The organism is Streptomyces tendae (assembly GCF_014650435.1).
Classification (GTDB): domain Bacteria; phylum Actinomycetota; class Actinomycetes; order Streptomycetales; family Streptomycetaceae; genus Streptomyces; species Streptomyces tendae.
This window is the reverse complement of sequence record NZ_BMUY01000005.1, coordinates 1-20,665: the sequence shown is the minus strand read 5'-3', so window position 1 is coordinate 20,665 and position 20,665 is coordinate 1. Positions and strand designations below refer to the sequence as shown.

The window sequence follows — 20,665 nt, the reverse complement described above, 5'->3', positions numbered from 1 at the left end:
CACCGCTCGGTACCGCCACCGTCGGCGCTACCGCACCGGCGGCGTGGCCCGGGCGATCAGCAGGGCCACGTCGTCGGAGTTCTCCGGCTCGTGCAGGGTGCGCAGCAGCAGGTCGCAGACCTCCTCCAGCGGGCGGTCCGGGCCCTCCAGCAGGCCGAGGAGCGCGTCCAGCCGCTCGTCCAGCGGATGCCTGCGCGTCTCGACCAGCCCGTCGGTGTAGAAGACCAGCCGGTCGCCCGGCTCCAGGCCGACCTCGGTGGTGGAGAAGGCGACGCCGCCCACCCCGAGCGGCACCCCGGTGGGCAGGTCGAGCAGCTCGGGCGGCCTGCCCGCCCGCAGACGGACCGGGGGCAGGTGCCCGGCGTTGGCGATCAGGCACCGCCGCCGGTGCGGGTCGTGGACGGCGTACAGGCAGGTGGCGATGGCCTGGTCCAGGCCCGCCGTGGTCCGCTCCAGGTGCCCGAGCAACTGCGCGGGGTCCAGCTCGAGGGCGGCCAGGGTGTTCGTCGCGGTGCGCAGCCGCCCCATGGAGGCGGCCGCCGCGATGCCGCTGCCCATCACGTCGCCGACCACGAGCGCGGTCCTGCCGCCCGCCAGCTCGATCACGTCGAACCAGTCGCCGCCGACCTCGCTGGTGCCCCCGGCCGGCTGGTAGCGGGAGGCGACCTCGAGGCCGCCGGTCACCGGCGGATGGCTCGGCAGCAGGCTGCGCTGCAGGGTGAGGGCCGTGTCGCGGGCGTTCTGGTACCAGCGGGCGTTGTCGATCTGCAGCGCCGCCCGCGCGGCCAGCTCCCGGGCCAGCAGCAGGTCGTCCTCGTCGAACGGCAGGGGGTTGGCGATCCGTTTCAGGTCCAGGGCGCCGAGCACCTCGCCCCGCGCGATCAACGGCACGGCCAGGTACGAGTGGACGCCCGCCCGGCGCAGCAGCTCGGCCGCCTCCGGCGAGCGGGCGACGCGCCCCAGGTCCTCCCGGGTCACCCGAGCCACCATCACCGGCCGACCGGTGCGCACGCACTCGGTGACCAGGCGGTCCGGTCCGTACCGGGCGACCCGGCCGGGCGGGTCGGCCGCCCGCAGCGCGTCCCGGGCGTCGTCGTCGGCGCGCACGGCCAGCGCCCTGAGCACCGCCGGTTCGGCGGGGCCCAGCGTGCTGCGCCGGCCCTCGACCACGGCGTCCAGCAGGTCCACGGCGGCGACGTCGGCGAGGCCGGGCACGGCCACGTCGGCCAGCTCGTACGCGGTGCGGTCCAGCCGCAGCGTGGTGCCGATCCGCGCGGAGGCGTCCGCCACGGCGGCCAGCCGGCGCCGCGCGCCCTCGGCCTCGGCGGCCGTCCGGTACTGCTCGGTCACGTCGACGATCGAGACGGCCACCCCCAGCACGGCGCCCAGGGCGTCCTCCAGCCGGTACAGCGACACCGACCAGGCGTGCTCCTCGTCCGGGTCGGCGGGGGTCCGGCCGGTCGCGGGCAGGTCGACCACCGGGCGCCCGGTCTCCAGCACCCCGCGTGCCGCCGCCTCCAGCGGGTCGGCGTCCACCTGCGGCAGCAGCTCGCGGATCGTCCGGCCGAGGTGGTCCTCGGCGGGGATGCCGTTGAGCCGCTCCAGGGCCGGGTTCACCGAGACGTAGCGAAGGTCGGTGTCCAGGACGGCCAGACCGATCGGGGACTGCATGATCACCCTGCTGGACAGGGCCACGTCCCGCTCCAGCCGGCGCACCATCGACTGGTCGGCCGCGAGACCGAGGGCGTAGACGTCCCCTCGGTCGTCCAGCAGGCGCATGTTGCGGAACTCCACCAGCCGGGTGCTGCCGTCCTTGTGCCGGACGGGGAAGGCACCGGCCCAGCTCCGGCCGGTCTTCATGACGTCCCCGAACAGCCTCACGACCAGGTCGAGGTGGCGTTCGTGGACCATGATGCGGGCGGCGTACTGCCCCAGCGCCTCCGGCGCGGAGTAGCCGAACAACTCCTCGGCCTGCGGGCTCCACAGGACGATCCGGCCTTCGGTGTCCAGCACGATCGAGGCCACGTTCAGCAGGTCGAGCAGCCCGCTGGGCCGCACCGGGCCGCGGGACGACGGCTCGCCCTCGAACCCGGCAGACCCCGCTGCACTCATCCCACGCCCCGCCTTCGCCGTTCGACGCGCCACGCCTTCGAGGCCGATCCCCTTGTTCTACCGCGTTCCACCGCGCACAGGGCCGGTTCGTCAAGGCTCCGCCGTCCCCTCCCAGCATCTCCCCGCGGGCCGGGTAGCGCCGCACGGGACGGGCCCGGTGGGGCCAGGGGCGCCGCACGGGGCGTGCCGGGTGGGACCAGGGGCGTCGCAAGGGGGCGTGCCCGGCGGGACCGGGGCCGTCGTAGGGAACGTGCGCGGCGGGACCGGGGGCGGTCATGCCGAGCGCCGAGCGCGTCCAGAGTTGGTCTGTACATGACCCAGTGGACGGTCCAGACTGTGCGCCGAGTGCCCCGACCCCCGCCCCTGCCGCCCGGCCACCCACCCCCACCGAGGAGCCCCCATGCCCCTGCGCGCCCGGCAACGTTGTCACGCCGCCCTGACCGGTCTCGCCGTCCTCGCCCTCTCCCTCGCCCTCGCGGGTCCGGCGGCGGCGGACGCCCATGTCGCCGGTGCCCGGGCCGCCGACACCTGGACCGAGGTGGGCTCCGACCGCGCCGACCCGCTGACCGAGAGCCAGGGCCTGGCCTCGGTGGAGGTCCCGGCCGGCAGCCCCAACCGCTACACCGGCATCGGCACCATCCCGCTCGGCCTCAGCACCCGCGGCTGGAACCACGTCGGCGACCCCGACGCCTCCTACGACGGCCACTACGTCGAGCCGTACCAGCGCGACGACGGGAACACGAAGATGTTCCGCGTGCAGGCACCGGACGGGAGCTGGGCGGAGTACGTGCACACGCTGAGCCCGGGCGAGGCGCTGAACAACTCGTGGTCCGCCCTCTCGCCCGACGGGCAGTGGATGCTGGCGGGGGAGTGGGGCACCATGAACCGGCTGCTGGTCTTCCCGACCCCCGGCGTCAACCCGGCCACCTCGCCCTCGGCGAACCTCCCGCAGGCGGCCACCGTCCACCTGGACCACGCCGTGCGCGACGTCCAGGGCTGCGACTTCCTGGACGCCACCACGCTGCTGTGCTCCTCCGACGACCCGGAGGGCACGCTCTTCGGCATCACCAAGCCGCTGCTGCGCATCGACCTGTCCGCGGCACCGAACGGCACCGCCGACGTGAGCGGACACGTCACCGCGCTGCGGCAGCTCCCCCTGCGCAGCGCCTGCTCCGGCGACTTCGAGGCGGAGGGCATCGACTACGACCGGCGCACCGGCACCCTGCGCGTGATCGTCGTGTCCCCCGGTTTCTGTGTGCTCACCGACAGCAAGACGTACCGGTTCACGCGGAGCTGACCCCGCGGTCCGGCCCCGGCGCCTTCGCGCCGGGCCGCCGGTGGTGCTTTTCTGGTGGTATCGGCGAGAGCCGTTTCGGTCACGACCACGAGAGGGAGCGATCACGATGGACGGTGAGCGACTGCATCCGGAGTCCGTCTCGGTGGAGCTGAGCGGATGCAGCAAGGAGGACGCCCGGACCGTGTTCGACACCCTGTGCGCGTGCTTCTCCTCCGACCGGCACACGGGCGACGTGACCCGGGAGTACGACGAGGTGCGCCCGACCGTGTGGCTCGGCACCTTCGACGTGGCCGACGAGCAGCCGGGCGAGTGCGACCCCGCCCGGCTCGGGGCCTCCGTGGAGGCCGACGCGCAGGGCGGCTACTGGGCGATCGAGAGGCTCCGCACCACCCTGGACTCCCTGTTCACCGTGCACGACCTGAGCCAGGCATCCGGAGACCAGGAGCGCGAGCTGCACGTACGGCTCGAGAGTCGCTGACCCGGGTCCCTCCGTGGGCGGTGAGGTGTGCGCCACCCCATTGTGCAACTAGTTGCACAATGGGGTGGCCGTCCTCTACAACAGAGGCACGTCACCGCGCACGGAGGGCCCGATGAGCCGATACCCGCACCTGCTGAGCCCGCTCGACCTGGGCTTCACCACGCTCCCCAACCGGGTCCTGATGGGCTCCATGCACGTCGGCCTGGAGGAGGCGGAGAACGGCTTCGAGCGCATGGCCGCCTTCTACGCCGCCCGGGCCCGAGGCGGAGTGGGCCTGATCGTCACCGGCGGCATCGCCCCCAACGACGAGGGCCGCCCGTACGAGGGCGGCGCCAAGCTCACCACCGGGGCGGAGGCGGAACAGCACCGGGTCGTCACCGACGCCGTGCACCGCGAGGGCGGCCGCATCGCCCTGCAGGTCCTGCACTTCGGCCGCTACGCCTACCACGCCGACCTGGTCGCCCCGAGCGCGCTCCAGGCCCCGATCAGCCCGCACGTGCCGCGCGAGCTGACCGACGCCGAGGTCGAGCGCACGATCGACGACTACGTCCGCACCGCCCGCCTCGCCCGCGAGGCCGGGTACGACGGCGTCGAGATCATGGGCTCCGAGGGCTACCTCATCAACGAGTTCATCGCCGCGCGCACCAACCACCGCACCGACCGCTGGGGCGGCTCGTACGAGAACCGGATGCGCTTCCCCGTCGAGATCGTCCGCCGGGTGCGCGAGGCCGTCGGCGAGGGCTTCATCGTCGTCTACCGCCTGTCCATGCTCGACCTGGTGCCCGGCGGCTCCACCCTGGACGAGGTGATCACCCTCGCCAAGGCCGTCGAGGCCGCCGGAGCCACGATCATCAACACCGGCATCGGCTGGCACGAGGCCCGCATCCCCACCATCGCCACCTCCGTGCCGCGCGGCGCCTACACCTGGGTGACCAAGCGGCTGATGGGCGAGGTGTCCGTCCCGCTGGTCACCACCAACCGCATCAACACCCCCGAGGTCGCCGAGCGACTGCTCGCCGAGGGCACCGCCGACATGGTCTCGATGGCCCGCCCGATGCTCGCCGACCCCGACTTCGTCGCCAAGGCCGCGGCCGGCCGTCCCGAGGCCATCAACACCTGCATCGGCTGCAACCAGGCATGCCTGGACCACACCTTCAGCGGGCAGATCACCTCCTGCCTGGTCAACCCGCGCGCCTGCCACGAGACCGAGCTGGTCCTGGCCCCGACCCGGCGGCGCAAGCGCGTCGCCGTCGTGGGCGCCGGACCGGCCGGACTGGCCTGCGCGGTGAGCGCCGCCGAACGCGGCCACGACGTCACCCTCTTCGACGCCGCGAGCGAGATCGGCGGGCAGCTCAACGTCGCCCGCAAGGTCCCCGGCAAGCAGGAGTTCGACGAGACACTGCGCTACTTCCGCACCCAGCTCGCGGCCCACGGCGTCGACGTGCGCCTGAACACCCGCGTCGGCGTCGACGACCTCACCGGCCACGACGAGGTCGTCGTCGCCACCGGCGTCACCCCGCGCACCCCCGACATCCCCGGCGCCGACCACCCGTCCGTCGTCGGCTACCTCGACGTCCTGCGCGACGGCGCCCCCGTCGGCGGGCGCGTCGCGATCCTCGGCGCGGGCGGCATCGGCTTCGACGTCGCCGAGTACCTCACCGACGGCGGCGACAAGGCCCACGAGGACCCGGAGACGTACTTCCGCCTCTGGGGCGTCGACACCGACTACCGCGCCCCCGGCGGCCTCGCCGCGCCCGAACGCCCGGCCCCGCCCCGCACCGTCCACCTGCTCCAGCGCAAGACCACCAAGGTCGGCGCCGGACTCGGCAAGACCACCGGCTGGATCCACCGCACCGAGCTGAAGCACCGCGGCGTCACCATGGTCCCCGGCGTGCGCTACGACCGGATCGACGACGCCGGACTGCACATCACCGTCGGCGACGAGTCCACCGTGCTGGAGGTCGACACGGTCGTCCTGTGCACCGGACAGGAGCCGAGCCGCGGCCTCTACGACGAGCTGATCGCGGCCGGTCGCGCCGCGCACCTCATCGGCGGCGCCGACGTGGCCGCCGAACTGGACGCCAAGCGCGCCGTCAAGCAGGGCACCGAGCTGGCGGCGGCGCTGTAGGGGAAGGGCGCGAGCGGCGGGGGGGAGGGAGGCCGGGCAGCGGACCGGGCGGCGGGTGGACGATGACCGGGCGCCGTGTGGACGGAGACAGGGCGGCCGGGCGGGCCGTCCCTAGGATGAGGCCATGTCACTCCCGCACGCGATCCTCACCGCCCTGGTCGAAAAGCCGTCGTCGGGGCTGGAGCTGACCCGCCGGTTCGACAGGTCGATCGGCTACTTCTGGTCGGCGACGCACCAGCAGATCTACCGCGAGCTGGGAAAACTGGAGACACAGGGCCTGATCCGTGCCCTGCCCGACCAGCAGCCGGCCCGCGGGCAGAAGAAGTCGTACGAGGTCCTGCCCGCCGGCCGCGCCGAACTCTCCCGCTGGACCGCGACCCCGCAGGACCCCAAGCCCCTGCGCGACACCATGCTGCTGCGGCTGCGTGCCGCCGCCGTGGTCGGCACCGCCGGTGTCGAGGCGGACCTGCGGCGCCATCTCGAGCTGCACGAGCGGCAGTTGGCCGAGTACGAGGAGATCGAGCGGCGCGACTTCCCGCCCGGCCGGGACAGCACCGAGGACCGGCTGCGGCACCTGGTGCTGCGGGCCGGCATCGACCTGGAGACCTTCTGGACCCAGTGGCTCGGACACGCGCTGGCGGAGTTCGCCGAACTCCCCGGCGACGAACCGGCCTGACCGGCCCGCGGCCAGTGAGGCGTCGGCTCAGAACCGGTACGCCTCAGAACCGGTACGGCTTCGCGCGGCGGCGCAGGAACCAGGCCGCGGCGATGACGCCCGCCCCCACCAGCGCGCCGCCCGCCACCAGGGTGGCCGTGCCGTAGTCCTGGACGGCACCGCCGAGGCCGCCCATGACGCCGCCGGGCGACGCGGACGGGGACGGGGTGGCGGACCGGCTGGGCGAGGGCGAAGGGGAGGGGGCCGAGGAGACGATCACCGTCTGGGTGCCCGCGGTGCTGTTGTTCGAGCACATGACGATCACCGTGTAGGTGCCCGGCGAGATTCCCGACCAGGCCGCGGACTGGTTCGAAGCACTGCCGGACAGCGCCACCTGACGCCCCTGGGCGAAGTCCCGCTGACTGCTGGTCAGCAGCGAGGCCGTGCCCCAACTGCCGTTGAGCTGGGCGCAGGCCGTGGTCGTGACCGACACCGTGGTCCCGGTGGTGCTCACGGAGATCCCCGGTCCCGCCGCGGCCGGTCCGGCGGCCAGGGCGACGGGCAGCGCGGCGGCGGCCGCCACGGTGGCGCCGGAGCGGAGAAGTGGCGATGAGATGCGCATGTGGACTGCCCTCCGGCGGCACGGTCGGCGGTACATCCCTTGCGCCGCCGGGATCGGGAACACCCGTGCCCCCTCTGGCAGCCAACAGGGCACCGGCCACCCCCGCATGCGGAGCGCGACCGGCCAGGTGACGTGTTCCCCCGGGCAGGCCCGGGGCCGACCGGGCGTCAGCTCACCGGTCGGCGCCCGTGGTCACCTTCCGCTCCGCCGAGAAGCCGCCCCAGGTTCCGTCGGCCAGCCTCGCCCGGATCCGCACCCGGTGCACGACCCCGGCCTCGCGCCCGGCGTAGAAGCTGTACTCGGCGCGGTCGCGCGGCGCGTCGGCGCCGTAGACCAGCGAGGTCGCCGCACGGCCGTCCAGGTGGATCTGGTACTCGGTCACCGGCGTCTCGGTGCGCGGCGGGACCCAGGACAGGTCGAGGTAGTAGGCCCCGTCGGCCCGGTGGGAGGCGGCGCGCAGCTCCGTGGGGGCGGTGGCGCGCCCGTCGTCGGTGCCCGGGGTGGTGAGCCGGACGGCGGCGCCCGCGGGGGAGACGTTGTCGGCGGCGTCCCGCGCCCGCACGGTGAACGCGTAGCGGGTGCCCGCCCGCAGTCCCGTGACCACGGCCGCCGTCTGACCGCCGCCGACGCTGTGGACCTTGGTGTCGCCCTGGTAGACGTCGTACGACACCACGCCGCGGTCGTCCTTCGCGGCCGTCCAGGTGAGCTGGACGGCCCGGCTGCCCGCCGCCCGGCCGTGGACGTTCCCCGGGCGGGTCGGAGCGGAGTCGTCGGCCACCTCGGCGGGAGTGGTCGCCCGAACCTCCCGGCTGCGCGGCCCGAGCCGCCCGTCGGCGTCCCGGGCCCGCACGGTGAAGACGTACGACGTCGAGGGGCGCAGCCGGGTGACGTCCACCATCCGCTCGGCCGCCGGCACCTCCTTCACCAGGGTGCCGCCCCGGTACACCTCGTAGGTCCGCACGTCGTCGACCGCGTTCCACATCACGTGCACCGTCGTCGCGCTGCCGGCCTCGGCGGTGACGCCCGTGGGCACCGCGGGCAGCCCTCCGCCGTCCCCGTCACCGTCCTGGGCCGAGCCCCAGCCGCAGGACGTGAGCAGGAGCAGCGCCCCGCAGAGCAGGGCGCACCGGCGCGGGAGGGGGAGAGGAAGCACGGGGACCTCGCGCACGGCTCTGCCTCCCGGGTGGCGCCGGCTTCGACGCGATGACTGTAAAGGTCCGGACCAATATGACGCCTGTGACGCGGTCACATCAAGAGGGCCGTGGGTGACGGTCACTCGGGAGGGTTACGTATGCTGAGTCACCTGACGGCCGAACTCCCGGCGAGAACGGGGGAGTTCCGGCCGATGGCGCGTGGACCGCTGTCGTCGCCATTCCCGCGCCGTCGCGGGCGGCCGGGCGGGCCGGAGCCGGAACAGGCCCCCGCCCGCCCGCCCCCGGTCGCGCACCCCCGAGGCACGGAGCGCACGGCGGGCGTGCACCGTCTGGCCCTGCAAAAGGTGGGCGCGTGGGCGATTCGGGGACAGATGGGGCCGAGTGTCCGTCCATGTCCCCGAGGAGAGGCCACATCGTGCGTGTCCAGTCGCTGACACTGGTCGCGGCCAGCGCCGCCCTGCTCGCCCCCACGACGTTCCCCGACGCTCCGCCGGTGCCGCGTCCCGACCCGTCGGCGCGGATCCTGCTGCCCGGTGCCCCGGACCGGACCGGGGCCCTGCGCGCGGGCCGGTCCGGAGTCCGGATCGGCCCCGTTCCGCGCGTTCCGGCCGGACCGTCCGCGTCCCCCTCGCGCGTCGGGCCCGACGCGCGGGCCGGGGACCCTCCGCGGCGGGACGGCGGCGAGGAGCCCGTCCGCGCCGCCGACCTGCTGGCCGGCGTGCGGGACTGCGACCCCGTCTCGCGCGGGCGCTACCGCAGCGACGCGGGAGCACCGGCGGACATCCCGGTGTGCGGTACACGGGACGCCGTGTACTGGAAGGCGGACCTGGACGTCGACTGCGACGGCCGGCCCGGCGACAAGTGCAATGCCCGCACCGACCCGCACTTCAGCCCCGCCACCGCCTTCACGGACTCGGACGGCCGCCCGCTGGACGCCGAACGCCTGCCCTACGTCGTCGTGCCCGGACCCAGCGACACCTGGGACCACCGCGAAGACGACGTCCGCGGCGGATCGCTCGCGGCCCTCGTCCACGGGGACCGGGTCCGGTACGCGGTCGTCGGCGACGTCGGCCCGAGCGACCTGATCGGCGAGGCCTCCTACGCCGCCGCACGCGCCCTCGACATCCCGGCGGATCCCGAGGGCGGCGGCGTGGCCTCCGACGTCACGTACATCGTCTTCAAGGGCAGCGAGGTCGAACCCATCGAGGACACCGCCGCGGCCGAGAAGGCGGGGGAGCGGCTGGCGCGGCGGTTCGTGGACGGGCACTGAGCGGGCGGGAGCACTGAGCAACAAGGCCGGGGGACTGAGCGGGCCGGGGGACTGAGCGGGCCGGGCGGGGTCTCGCGGCCGGCCCGCCGCCGCGCCCCGCCGCGCGCCCGCCCGGTCAGACCTTCCGGTAGGAGTACGCCTCAGCGGCCGCCGCCTCCACGGCCGCGAGGTCGGCGCCCGTCGAGGCCGTGACGACCGCCGCCACCGCGCCCTCGACGAAGGGCGCGTCCACCAGACGGGTGTTATCCGGCAGTTCGTCGCCCTCGGCGAGCAGCGCCTTCACGGTGAGCACCGCACTGCCCAGGTCGGTGAGGACGGCGACGCCCGCGCCCCGGTCCACGGACGCGGCGGCCGCCGCGACCAGTTCCGAACTGGTCCCGAACTCCCCGGACGCGGTACCGCCCGCCGGGGCGACGGCCACCGCCCCGGCACCGCCCGACAGGGCCTTCGCCAGCTCCGCCACCGACCCGGCGACCTCGGCGCTGTGGGACACCAGCACGATCCCCACCAGCTTGTCATCACTCACCGGCGGTCTCCTCCAGCGCCACGAAGAGCAGGGCGGCCGAGGTCGCCCCAGGGTCCTGGTGTCCGATGCTGCGCTCGCCCAGATAGCTCGCCCTGCCCTTGCGGGCCTGCATGGGCGTGGTCGCCTCGGCCCCCTCCACGGCCGCCGTACGGGCCGCGGTGAAGGAGTCGCCCAGGGCGTCCACGGCGGGCACCAGCGCGTCCACCATCGTCTTGTCCCCCGGGGCGGCACCGCCGAGCGTCCGGACCGCGTCCACGCCCGCCCGGAACGCCTCGGCCAGCTGCTCCGCGCTCACCTCCGCGAAGTCCCCGAGCGCCTTGCCGGTACGGCGCAGCAGCGTCCCGTACAGGGGTCCCGAGGCGCCGCCGACCGTGGAGATGAGCTGCCGCCCGGCGAGGACCAGAACGGCGCCGGGAGTGTCGGGTGCCTCCTTGTCCAGCGTGGCGGCCACGGCCCTGAACCCGCGCTGGAGATTGCTGCCGTGGTCGGCGTCGCCGATGGGTGAGTCGAGGGCGGTGAGCCGTTCCGCCTCGCGGTCGACCAGCGCGGTGGCCGCCGTCATCCAACGGCGGAAGAAGTCGGCGTCGAGCACAGGATCTCCTTGCCTGGTAGGTACGTCGCGATTCTCCCCCGCCCGCCGTCACATGCCCCAGCGCAGGCCCGGGGTGCTGACCGGCGCGTCCCACAGCCCGAGCAGTTCCTCGTCGATCTCGCACAGGGTGACCGAGGCGCCGGCCATGTCGAGGGAGGTGACGTAGTTCCCGACGAGGGTGCGGGCGACGGCGACGCCCCGCTCGCCCAGTACGCGCTGCACCTCGGCGTTGAAGCCGTACAGCTCGAGGAGCGGCGTGGCACCCATGCCGTTGACCAGGACCAGGACGGGGTTGCGCGGGGCGAGGTCGGTCAGTACCGCGTCCACCGCTGCCTCGGCGATCTCGCCCGAGGTCATCATCGGCCGCCGCTCCCGGCCGGGCTCCCCGTGGATGCCGATGCCCAGTTCCAGCTCGCCGGAGGGGAGGTCGAAGGTGGGGCTGCCCTTGGCCGGGGTGGTGACCGCGCTGAGGGCCACCCCGAAACTGCGCGAGCTGTCGTTCACCCGGCGGGCGATCGCCTCCACCTGCTCCAGCGGCCGGCCCTCCCGTGCCGCCGCCCCGGCGATCTTCTCGACGAACAGGGTCGCCCCCGTGCCGCGCCGGCCGGCTGTGTAGAGGCTGTCCGTCACCGCCACGTCGTCGTTGACCAGCACCTTCGCCACCTGGATGCCCTCGTCCTCGGCCAGTTCGGCGGCCATGTCGAAGTTGAGCACGTCACCGGTGTAGTTCTTGACGACGAAGAGCACCCCGGCTCCGCTGTCCACGGCGGCCGCGGCCCTGACCATCTGGTCCGGCACTGGCGAGGTGAATACCTCACCCGGACAGGCGGCCGACAGCATGCCGGGCCCCACGAACCCGCCGTGCAGCGGTTCGTGCCCGGAACCGCCTCCCGAGACCAGGGCGACCTGCCCGGCCACGGGGGCGTCCCGCCGCACGATCACCCGGTTCTCGACGTCCACGGTCAACTCGGGATGGGCGGCCGCCATACCGCGCAACGCGTCCGCGACGACGGTCTCGGGGACGTTGATGAGCATCCTCAAGGGTATCTCCTAGGCAGGTTTGCAGATGGGCCTTTGGCCTGTGTTCTTGCAGGTCAGAGCAGGGTTGGGCAGTTCGCGATCTTGGCGGTCCGGGGCGGTCGTGAGCGGTCTCTGGCGGTACTGATGCTGACTCAATGCCGACTTCGGTGACGTGCCGTCAGGTCTTCGTGGCAAGTCGACTGCAGCCGACAAGAGTCCTCCAGGGCAGTATCGACCTTGCGGCCGCGAAGGTCACGCGAGGCGACGACTGGAGCGGCCAGGTAAACCGATCTGGCAGATACGGCCAGAGCGCAGGATCTGTCGAACGCCGACTCCTGCCTCACGGGGCCGCCGCTCGCCCCTGACGAACACATGCTCGCGCGAGCGTCGGCGCGGTCGCGCCGACGGAGCATTCACCCCTCATGCCGGACGCGGGATGCAGCGGTCACGGCGCCGGGCACCCTGCGCCTGGAAGTGGCCTTCCGGCTCCCGCCGGTCAGAAGCTGGACCTGCGCCACGGGCCCTCGACACGACCCCGGGTCCTGGCCGGGGCCTCAGGTGGTGGACTTCTCTCCGAGTTCCCGGGAGAACGCGGTAGCGGACGCACGCGACGCCTGCTCCACGATGTTGATGCCGACCTCCTGGGTGCTGCAGCCGTTGAGAAGCACCGCCATCAGGTAGACGCGGCCCTCATGCTGTATCCGACCGATGCTGTTGACGTCCCATTTCTTGCTCTGGGTCCGCTTGAGCCACCCGTTCTTCAGTGCCGTCGTGCCGGCGTCGGCTGCCGCGGACACGCCCCAGGTCTGGCTTCCCACGACGTGCAGCATCAAGTCCTGGATGTAGGCCCGCGAAGCCTCGCTCAGGGGCGACTTGTCGCCGAACACGGACTGGAGCAGGCGTATCTGGTCTTCCGCCGTGGTTTGGGTGATGCCCCAGACGGTCCCTGAACCGCCCTGTGTTTGGATCAGGCCGAGCCGTTCGTTGGCCGCGTCGAGCCCCGAGGCGCTGCCTATCCGGGTCCACAGGGCACTGGTCGATTCGTTGTCGCTCTTCTGAATCATGGCGGCGGACTGGCTGCGCTCCTGGGTGCTCAACCTCCGTCCCTGGTCCTGCGCTTGAAGCAGCAGGGCCGCCAGGATGTCCACCTTCACGATGCTGGCGGTGTCGAAGGCGTCGCGTCCGTACGTCGCCATGGCGCCGCTCTCGACATCCAGAACCGCCACGGACATCCGGTTGTCGCCGAAGAGGCCGGTCACGGGCTCCAGAGCCGGTCCGAGATCGAACGGTTTCTGCGTCGAGGTGGGCGACGGCGACGGTTTGGGTGCGTCCGCGGGCGCCTCGCCCGCCTTCGCCCGGGCCGAGGCGGCCGACGGGGACGGAGCCTTCGCCCGGGCGGACGCGGACGACTCACCGGAGTCGCTCCCGGTGATGGCATAGGTGGTGGCACCGCCGATCACGAGCACGACCGACGTCACGGTCCACGTTATGCGGCGTCGCCGGGCCCTGCGACGACGTCGTTGCTCTCGGCGAGTGCGGCGGCGTCGCCGAACAGGTGAGGTCTCATGCACGGGTGGGATGATAATCGAATCAAGGTTCGAGATCATTGGGTATCTCGACGGTGCGTCCACTCCCGGTCGCCACACCACTGGCGGACCCGGGGCGGACCGCCGGCGTCAACGCGGAACACCGGCTGATCCTGGACGCAGTGCGGCGTCGTGAACTCCGGGCGGGCCGCCCAGGCGGCCGCTGTCCGGCCCTCACCGGGTCCTTCCGGTTTTCCGTCCCCGGGCTGTTCCCGGATCACGGCCCGGTCGTCCGCGGCGCGGCCTGATGAAAGCCGCCGCTGATCTCACGCGGCGCCTGTGGCTCCACCTGCGCGCCGACGCCAGGGCGAGGCCCGAGCCCGCGCGCCCTGACCCGGGCCCCTGCCCGACGACCTCACCGGCCGGCCGGACGGGGTTCCAGCAGATGCGGGCAGGACAGTTCCGCTTCGTCACCCCCGTCACCGCTCTCGGCCCGAGGTGATGAAGTGTCCCGAGTGGGGCCCGGACGGATTGACGTCCCGGCCCCACTCGGGACGTGGGTGTCAGCGCTTCATGAGGGCGAAGACGCCCCAGCTGAGGTACTCACGCCCGTATCGGGCGTAGTGGGCGGGCTCGGTGGTGAGTTCTTCCCGTACTTCGGGGGCGAGTTCGTCGTCCGGGTTCTCGTCGAGCCAGCGGCGCATGCTGAGCCACTGGGCCGCGGCGTAACGGTCCCAGCTGCTCTGGTCGGCCAGCATCATCTCCACGACGTCGTACCCGAGTTCCTGGAACTGCTCGATCAGTTCCGGGAGGAGCAGGAAGTCGGCGACGGAGGTGGCGTGGCAGGCCTTGGCGGTCTCCTCGTCCGGAGGGGTCTGCCGCCAGAACGGTTCGCCGATCAGCATCATTCCTCCCGGGCGGAGGCTGCGCCGGAGCAGCTCGGCAGTTCCGGCGACACCGTCGCCGATCCAGGTGGCGCCGACGCAGGCAGCCAGGTCGACCGGCTGGTCGGCGACGTGGCCGGCGGCGTCACCGTGGACGAACTCGACCCGGTCGGCGACGCCGAGTTCGGCGGCGCGGGCCTGGGCCTGCTCGGTGAAGAGCGTGCTGATGTCGACTCCGGTGCCCGTGAAGCCCAGGTCGCGGGCCCAGGTGCACAGCATCTCGCCCGAGCCGCTGGCCAGGTCGAGCACCCGGGTCCCGGCGGGGAGGCGGAGGGATGCGCCCAGGGTGGCGAACTTGTCCGCGGTCAGCGGGTTGTGGATGCGGTGGCCGCTCTCGCGGATGGTGAAGATGCGGGGAAGGTCCATGACCGTGTTCCTTTCCGTCATGCCTTGAAGAGGGGGGACTGCTTGAGGGCGCGCACCTGGCGCGAGATCTGCTTCAGGGGCCGTTCCAGCTCGGCGCGCAGCCGCGCGTCGGTGCGGGAGGCGGCGTAGGTGTTCTCGCGCTGCAGTCGGTGGTAGCTGTCGAGGCGCCGCCGGGTGAGACGGCCCTCCTCGACAGCGGCCAGCACCGCGCAGCCCGGCTCGGTGCTGTGGGCGCAGTCCGCGAAGCGGCAGTCGCGGGCCAGCTCGGTGATCTCCGCGAAGGTGTGCTCCAGGCCGTCGTCGGCGTCGTGCAGCCCGATGCCGCGCAGACCCGGGGTGTCCAGCAGGACTCCGCCGTGGGGCAGTGGCACCAGTTCGCGCCAGGCGGTGGTGTGCCGGCCCTTGCCGTCGCTGCCGCGTACCGCGCCGGTGGCCAGGAGGTCCTCGCCGAGCAGGCGGTTGCCGAGAGTCGACTTGCCCGCGCCCGAGGGCCCGAGCAGGACGACCGTGCCCGACAGGACGGCGGTCAGGACGTCCAGGCCGTCGCCGGTGGTGGCGCTGGTGACCAGCACCTCCACGCCCGGGGCCGCCACGGCCACCTCTGACGCCGCCGAGGCGGGGTCGGTGGACCGGTCTGCCTTGGTGAGCACCACCACGGGCGTGGCGCCGCTCTCCCAGGCCAGGGCGAGCATCCGCTCGATCCGCCCGAGCTTGAGCGGGTCGGCGAGGGAGACGGCCACCGCCACGGTGTCGACGTTCGCGGCCAGTACCTGGGCGTGGGAGGTGCGCGAGGAGCTGGAGCGGACCACGGCACTCCGGCGCTCCAGCACCTCCACCACGGTGGCGGAGGTCGCCGGGCCGGCCGGCCGGACGGTCACCCAGTCGCCGGTGCCCGGCGTCAGCCGGTCACCGGTAACCGAGGAGGGGAGGACCATCGCGCGGACGGGGCCGGTCTCGGCGACGACGTCGCACAGACCGCGCTCGGCCCGCACGACACGGCCCGGCACCAGCCCCTCGTCCCTCGACGGGGAGAAGGACCGCTCACGCTCCGTGTCCCAGCCGTAGTCGACCAGAGTCAGGACACGCGAAGGACGAGAGAGGGGAGATGGATGTGAAGCGTGTGGGTGAAACAATGGAAGAGACCCTTGAGAGGGGGCCTCGCCGGACGGCAGACGTGCCGGAACCACTCCCACGGAGGGGAGGCAGGCAGAGGAAAGGTCAGGCCGAGACCCGAGAGATGCGAACGAGTCGGGCACCGCACACAGCGGTGGTCTCCACGACCGTCATCGCGCATCTCCTCCGATCTCCAAGAGTGGCCCGGTCGCCACTTTCGCAGAAACCGTAGCATCCTCTGGGAACCTCCGCGTCGGCCGGGCAACGCGGGGCTCGCCGGTGAGGTTGTCGCCGGTGTGTCCGACCGAGCCGTCCGGGCTGGTGCTCCCGCTAGTTCCGGGAGTTGCCGAACAGCAGGCGGTAGCCGATCAGCAGAACGAGGGCGCCGACGATGGCGGACCCCCAGGTCGCCGCATCGAAGAACTCCCGCTGGACCGGCCGGTCCAGGAACTCGGACGACAGCCAGCCGCCCAAGAAGGCGCCGGCGATGCCGATCACCGTGGTGCCGACGCAACCGCCCGGGTCCCGTCCGGGCAGGATCAACTTGGCGATCCCTCCGGCGAGGAGTCCCAGAATCAGCCAGGCGATGATGCTCATCTCTCCGGCGCTCCTTTCCACTGCATCTCTTCATGACGGGGTGGGCCCGGACACCATATCTTCTACAGCTGTGTAGAGGATGTGGTTCCGGGCGGGGCGTACCGGCACGGAGAGGTCACTGAAAAGACCCTCGGCTCAGGACCTCTGTCCCTCGGACGGGCTCAGGCGCTCAGCCCTCGTCCTCTTCCTCGTCGTCGCCTTCGAAGAAGTCGCCGACCTCGTCGACGACTTCCGCGGCGACCATGCCACCGACCACGCCGACCGCGAGTCCGGCCGCTCCGGCTGCGACGGCGGTGCCGACGCCGGGGCCTGGGCGGTGGTCGTCGTGGTGGTGACCACCGTGGCCGTGGGGGTCGTGGTGTCCGTGGTCGGTGTATGAAGCGCCGTGCCCGTACGCGCTCCGGGCCCCGTACGCCGCATGGTGCTCGACGAGCTGCCGGACCCAGCCGTCCACCTCTGCCGCCCAGTCGCGGACGTCGTGGTGGCCGACGGTGAAGCGGGTGACGGCGTCATGGCCGGAGGCGAGGAGCCCGCCGCGTTTGTCCGCCTCCAGGACCACTTCGAGCCCGCCGGGACCGGCCAGGAAGGTCAGCTCGATCTCGTTGACCTGGTGTGCGTACTGAGGAGCGGGGACGAGTTCGACCTCCTGGTAGAAGGGCAGCTGCTGACCCGTCCCTGCGATGTGCCCGTACTCCAGGTCGGCCGACTTGAAGCCGAAACCGAGCTGCCCGAAGGCTTCCAGGACGGCCTCCTGGACCGGCAGGGCCGTCACGGTGAGCTGGTCCAGGTCGCCCTTGTCCTTGGCGCCCGCGACCGCCACCTCGGTGCGTACGCCGAGCACGATGCCCAGCGGCTGTCCGTACAGCTCGGTGATCGGCGTCTCCCACGGCAGAGTGACCTGGAAGGGCAGGCTGCGCGGTTCCTCCGTCCCCAGCCGGAAGCCGCCGCCGACGGTGAACCGGTCGAAGACGACGACGCCCTCGCTCTCCCTGTCCTCGTGCTCCGCCTCGACCCGGGCCACCAGCTCGAGTGCGATGTGCTCGATGTCGAAGTCGGCCTGCCCGCCCTTGAGGTGGACCTGACCGGTGAGCGTGCCGCCGGGCAGGACGGGAGCCGGGTCGAGAACCGTGTCGACCGTGGGTGCGCCCACGCCGAGCGAGCCGAGAAGTCGCTTGAACACCATGGTGGCGTCCACTCCTTATGCGTACTTGTGTTCCATGAGGTGGTGCCGTCCCGCCGGGAAGGTGTGAACGGACGGCACCGAAGTGTCGGGATCGATCGAAGCCATGTGATCGCCCCGGGCCTGTTTCTACAAACGAGTAGAAGCATAGAGTTGACCCGAAGGGCGGGGAGCGTGCTCCGGACGGCCGCGTCCGGAAAGGCCGAAAGACGCTCCTGACCTGGCCAGAGAGGCACTCCCGAGAGGTCCCGCCCTCGGTGACTTGCCGGGAGGGAGCAGGCAGCGGCCTCGACACGGGGCCGGCACACGACGGTGCCGGGAACCCGCCCTTCGGCCAGAATCGTTTCCTGTCTGCACATCCAGCGAGGGAGTCAGAGCTTGTCCGCCAGATCGACGGACCCTTCGAGGCACGGTCCCCGACCACTCCGCCCGGTGATCCCTGAGCACGGCACGCGGCGGGGTGGTGCGGTGTGAGCGCCGTGGAAGCCTGGCTGGGGGTGCTGGCCGTCTTCGTGCTGACCGCGGGAACCGGGTACTTCGTCGCCCAGGAGTTCGCCTACGTCTCGGCCGACCGGCTCGCTCTCGCCCGAGCGGCCGAAGAGGGAGACAAGCGGGCCGCCCGCGCCCTGAAGGTGCTGGAGCGGCTGTCGTTCATGCTGTCGGGCGCCCAGCTCGGCATCACGGTGACCGGTCTGGTGGTCGGCTTCATCGCCGAGCCGTCCGTCTCCGCGCTGCTGCGGCCCGTGCTGTCCGGCATCGGCATCCCGGACGGCGCCGTCACCGGCATCTCCGTCGTCCTCGCCTTCGTCCTCGCCACGGTCGTGCAGATGGTGCTGGGAGAGCTGGCCCCGAAGAACCTCGCCATCGCCGTTCCGGAACGGCTCGCGAAGTCGCTCGCGGGCTCGACGCTCGCCTATCTGAAGGTCGTCGGCCCGGTCGTCCGGATCTTCGACGGCGCCGCGAACAAGCTGCTGCGCAAGGTCGGTATCGAACCGGTCGAGGAACTGCACCACGGCGCCACCCTGGAGGAGCTGGGCCACCTGATCGGCGAGTCCCACGAACAGGGCGAACTGCCGCGCGGGACGGCCCGGCTGCTCGACCACGCCCTGGAGTTCTCCGAGCGGACGCTGCACGAGGTGATGGTGCCGCGGGCCGACGCGGTCTTCGTCCGCAAGGACGCCACGGCCGCCGAGGCCGTCACTCTCATCGCCGAGCACGGCCACTCCAACTACCCCGTACTCGGCGACCATCCGGACGACGTCGCGGGCGTACTGGGTGTGCGGGAGCTGATGGGGCTGCCCGCCGAACAGGCCACCGCCGTCACGGCCGGGGCGGCGGCCCGGCGGCCTCTGCTGCTGCCGGACACCCTGCCGCTGCCGGATGCCGTGGCGCGCATGCGCGAGGACGACGACGAGTTCGCCGTCGTCCTGGACGAGCATGGAGGTGTGGCCGGCGTCGTCACCTACGAGGACATCGCCGAGGAACTGGTGGGTGACATCGCCGACGAGTCGGACACCGTCACCGAGGTGGCCGTCGCGGACGGCGAGGGCTGGCTGGTGGACGCCGGGCGCCGGCTGGACGAGGTGGCCGAGGCCACCGGCGTCGAACTGCCCGAGGAGGACGACTACGAAACCGTGGCCGGGCTCATCGTCGACCGGCTCGGCCGCTTCCCGGCGATCGGGGACCGGCTCACCGTGGAGCTGCCTGGAGGCGGCAGCGCCGTGATCGACGTACGCACTCTCGACCGGCACGTGCCCGAACGGATCCGGATCGAGCGGCCGGCCGAGAAGGCGGAGGAGCAGGCATGAGTTTCCCGATGGCCCTTTTCGTCACCGTCCTGCTGCTCGTCGGCAGTGGGTTCTTCGTCGCGGCCGAGTTCGCGCTGGTCGCCGCCAAACGGCACCGTGTGGAGAAGGCCGTGGCCGACGGGCAGCGCGGCGCCAAGGCCGCACTGGCCGGCATGCGGGAGCTCTCGCTGATGCTGGCCGGTGCCCAGCTCGGCATCACCGTGTGCACGCTGGGCCTCGGCTCGGTGTCCAAGCCCGCGATCTCGCACGAACTGGATCCGCTGCTGCACGAGCTGGGCCTGCCCACCGCGCTCAGCTACGGCGTGGCCTTCGCCGTGGCGATGATCGTCGTGGTGTTCCTGCACATGGTCCTCGGCGAGATGGCGCCCAAGTCCTGGGCGATCGCCCACCCCGAGCGCTCCGCGATGCTGCTGGCCCCGCCCTTCCGCGCCGTCGCGACCGCCGTACGGCCGCTCATCTGGATCCTCAACCGCATCAGCAACGCCCTGGTCCGCCTCTGCCGGGTCGCCCCGCGCGACGAACTGGCCTCCGTCCACAACCGGGACCAGCTCACCCACCTGGTCGAGGAGTCCGAACGACTCGGTCTGATCAGCCAGACCGACTCCGATCTGCTGACCCGGTCACTGACCGAGCCCGAGACGCCCGTGCGCGACCTGATGACCCCGGCCGCCGGCATCGTCGCGGTCGACGCCGGTGCCGAGGCGGAGGAGATCCTCGGCCTGGCCGCCGAGCACGACCGCACCCGGCTGCTGGTCCGCCAGGACGACGCTGTCGTCGGCTCCTTGCACGCACGCGACGTCCTGGTCGCGCGAGCACACGGACGATCCACCGGCGCCCGCGCGCTGGCCCGTCCGGTGCCCGAACTGGCGGAGGACGCCACGGTCGCCGACGCGATCGAGGTGCTGCGCCGACGGCGGGTGTCGCTCGCCGTGGTGCGCGACGGCGCGGGGCGGCTCACCGGCATTGTGAGCCTGGACGACCTGCTGGCCCGCTACCTCCAGCCGCAGGCGGCATGACGACCTGGCCGGCTAACGCGGCTGCGCGTTCCGCTGCCGGTCGCCTGCCTGCTCCAAGGCGGCCTCGTAGGCGTGCAGGGCGTTGACGACCGTGGCGCGTTCCGCGGGATCGAGACCGCGCATGACGTTTTCCCAGGCAGAGGCACTGGCCGAAAGCCATGCGCCGATCGGTGCGGCGTAGGCGGGTGCGATGGCGACGATGCGGCGGCGACGGTCGGCGGGATCGGCGGTGCGGTGCAGGACGCCCGGCCGTGACAGCTC

General features: G+C 72.6%; 18 protein-coding genes and 1 pseudogene. 7 read left to right on the top strand and 12 right to left on the bottom strand.

Translation table 11 applies throughout. The features are described 5' to 3' along the window. Window positions 1-27: 27 nt before the first annotated feature. A complete protein-coding gene (locus IE258_RS14900) occupies window positions 28-2,112 on the bottom strand; it encodes a SpoIIE family protein phosphatase (protein WP_189743660.1) in 2,085 nt (694 codons plus the stop codon). Window positions 2,113-2,512: 400 nt separating this feature from the next. On the opposite strand from IE258_RS14900, the gene IE258_RS14895 reads away from it, so the two are divergent. The 4 genes from IE258_RS14895 (at window position 2,513) to IE258_RS14880 (ending at window position 6,691) form a co-directional block, all read left to right on the top strand. Then, window positions 2,513-3,409 carry a hypothetical protein gene (locus IE258_RS14895; RefSeq protein ID WP_189743658.1) on the top strand — a complete coding sequence of 299 codons (897 nt, stop codon included), beginning with the start codon at window positions 2,513-2,515 and terminating at the stop codon, window positions 3,407-3,409. Between the two features lie 106 nt (window positions 3,410-3,515). Beyond that, on the top strand, window positions 3,516-3,887 hold the full coding sequence (locus IE258_RS14890) for a hypothetical protein (RefSeq protein WP_159326252.1): 372 nt from the start codon (window positions 3,516-3,518) through the stop codon (window positions 3,885-3,887). Between the two features lie 112 nt (window positions 3,888-3,999). After that, complete coding sequence (locus IE258_RS14885; protein WP_189743656.1) at window positions 4,000-6,015, top strand: NADPH-dependent 2,4-dienoyl-CoA reductase; 2,016 nt, start codon at window positions 4,000-4,002, stop codon at window positions 6,013-6,015. A gap of 124 nt (window positions 6,016-6,139) precedes the next feature. Continuing rightward, window positions 6,140-6,691, top strand: a complete 552-nt coding sequence (locus IE258_RS14880) for a PadR family transcriptional regulator (RefSeq protein WP_189743654.1) — start codon at window positions 6,140-6,142, stop codon at window positions 6,689-6,691. A gap of 43 nt (window positions 6,692-6,734) precedes the next feature. On the opposite strand, the gene IE258_RS14875 is transcribed toward IE258_RS14880, so the two are convergent. Both IE258_RS14875 and IE258_RS14870 read right to left on the bottom strand, forming a co-directional pair. Then, entirely contained in the window at window positions 6,735-7,292 is a 558-nt protein-coding gene (locus IE258_RS14875; protein ID WP_189743652.1) for a hypothetical protein, read from the bottom strand. Window positions 7,293-7,464: 172 nt separating this feature from the next. Further along, entirely contained in the window at window positions 7,465-8,460 is a 996-nt protein-coding gene (locus IE258_RS14870; RefSeq protein ID WP_189743650.1) for a fibronectin type III domain-containing protein, read from the bottom strand. 401 nt (window positions 8,461-8,861) lie between these two features. Between IE258_RS14870 and IE258_RS14865 the strand changes: the two genes are divergently transcribed. Then, a complete protein-coding gene (locus tag IE258_RS14865) occupies window positions 8,862-9,716 on the top strand; it encodes a glycoside hydrolase family 75 protein (protein WP_189743648.1) in 855 nt (284 codons plus the stop codon). A gap of 115 nt (window positions 9,717-9,831) precedes the next feature. On the opposite strand, the gene IE258_RS14860 is transcribed toward IE258_RS14865, so the two are convergent. The 8 genes from IE258_RS14860 to IE258_RS14825 all read right to left on the bottom strand — a co-directional run bounded on the left by IE258_RS14860 (window position 9,832) and on the right by IE258_RS14825 (window position 17,583). Further along, on the bottom strand, window positions 9,832-10,242 hold the full coding sequence (locus IE258_RS14860) for a PTS-dependent dihydroxyacetone kinase phosphotransferase subunit DhaM (protein WP_189743646.1): 411 nt from the start codon (window positions 10,240-10,242) through the stop codon (window positions 9,832-9,834). Next, the gene (dhaL, locus tag IE258_RS14855; RefSeq protein WP_189743644.1) at window positions 10,235-10,834 is read right to left on the bottom strand and encodes a dihydroxyacetone kinase subunit DhaL; all 600 of its coding nucleotides are present in this window, start codon (window positions 10,832-10,834) and stop codon (window positions 10,235-10,237) included. The genes IE258_RS14860 and dhaL overlap by 8 nt, the downstream gene beginning before the upstream one ends. 48 nt (window positions 10,835-10,882) lie before the next feature. Then, window positions 10,883-11,875: a dihydroxyacetone kinase subunit DhaK gene (gene dhaK / locus IE258_RS14850; protein WP_189743642.1), complete on the bottom strand. Its 993-nt coding sequence runs from the start codon at window positions 11,873-11,875 to the stop codon at window positions 10,883-10,885. A 533-nt stretch (window positions 11,876-12,408) separates the two neighbouring features. Then, entirely contained in the window at window positions 12,409-13,425 is a 1,017-nt protein-coding gene (locus tag IE258_RS14845; protein WP_189743640.1) for a serine hydrolase, read from the bottom strand. 518 nt (window positions 13,426-13,943) lie between these two features. Further along, complete coding sequence (locus IE258_RS14840) at window positions 13,944-14,690, bottom strand: SAM-dependent methyltransferase (protein WP_189743638.1); 747 nt, start codon at window positions 14,688-14,690, stop codon at window positions 13,944-13,946. Window positions 14,691-14,707: 17 nt separating this feature from the next. Continuing rightward, a complete protein-coding gene (gene rsgA / locus IE258_RS14835) occupies window positions 14,708-15,763 on the bottom strand; it encodes a ribosome small subunit-dependent GTPase A (protein WP_189744386.1) in 1,056 nt (351 codons plus the stop codon). Window positions 15,764-16,133: 370 nt separating this feature from the next. Then, a complete protein-coding gene (locus IE258_RS14830) occupies window positions 16,134-16,400 on the bottom strand; it encodes a GlsB/YeaQ/YmgE family stress response membrane protein (RefSeq protein ID WP_159326328.1) in 267 nt (88 codons plus the stop codon). 169 nt (window positions 16,401-16,569) lie between these two features. Beyond that, window positions 16,570-17,583, bottom strand: coding sequence for a sporulation protein (locus IE258_RS14825; protein ID WP_189743636.1), 1,014 nt, complete (start codon window positions 17,581-17,583; stop codon window positions 16,570-16,572). 467 nt (window positions 17,584-18,050) lie between these two features. Between IE258_RS14825 and IE258_RS14820 the strand changes: the two genes are divergently transcribed. Further along, window positions 18,051-19,388, top strand: a complete 1,338-nt coding sequence (locus IE258_RS14820) for a hemolysin family protein (RefSeq protein WP_189743633.1) — start codon at window positions 18,051-18,053, stop codon at window positions 19,386-19,388. Then, entirely contained in the window at window positions 19,385-20,404 is a 1,020-nt protein-coding gene (locus IE258_RS14815) for a hemolysin family protein (protein WP_189743631.1), read from the top strand. Before IE258_RS14820 ends, IE258_RS14815 begins: the two co-directional genes overlap by 4 nt. 12 nt (window positions 20,405-20,416) lie before the next feature. Here IE258_RS14815 and IE258_RS14810 read toward each other — a convergent pair. Next, a pseudogene (locus IE258_RS14810) lies at window positions 20,417-20,665 on the bottom strand (MarR family transcriptional regulator); the annotation flags it as partial.

Bases quoted from the DNA above. Each gene is read 5' to 3' on its own strand.
- IE258_RS14830 (WP_159326328.1), bottom strand. From the start codon at position 16,400: ATGAGCATCATCGCCTGGCTGATTCTGGGACTCCTCGCCGGAGGGATC.
- IE258_RS14895 (WP_189743658.1), top strand. From the start codon at position 2,513: ATGCCCCTGCGCGCCCGGCAACGTTGTCACGCCGCCCTGACCGGTCTC.
- IE258_RS14840 (WP_189743638.1), bottom strand. From the start codon at position 14,690: ATGGACCTTCCCCGCATCTTCACCATCCGCGAGAGCGGCCACCGCATC.
- IE258_RS14825 (WP_189743636.1), bottom strand. From the start codon at position 17,583: ATGGTGTTCAAGCGACTTCTCGGCTCGCTCGGCGTGGGCGCACCCACG.
- IE258_RS14880 (WP_189743654.1), top strand. From the start codon at position 6,140: ATGTCACTCCCGCACGCGATCCTCACCGCCCTGGTCGAAAAGCCGTCG.
- IE258_RS14875 (WP_189743652.1), bottom strand. From the start codon at position 7,292: ATGCGCATCTCATCGCCACTTCTCCGCTCCGGCGCCACCGTGGCGGCC.
- IE258_RS14900 (WP_189743660.1), bottom strand. From the start codon at position 2,112: ATGAGTGCAGCGGGGTCTGCCGGGTTCGAGGGCGAGCCGTCGTCCCGC.
- IE258_RS14890 (WP_159326252.1), top strand. From the start codon at position 3,516: ATGGACGGTGAGCGACTGCATCCGGAGTCCGTCTCGGTGGAGCTGAGC.
- IE258_RS14885 (WP_189743656.1), top strand. From the start codon at position 4,000: ATGAGCCGATACCCGCACCTGCTGAGCCCGCTCGACCTGGGCTTCACC.
- IE258_RS14815 (WP_189743631.1), top strand. From the start codon at position 19,385: ATGAGTTTCCCGATGGCCCTTTTCGTCACCGTCCTGCTGCTCGTCGGC.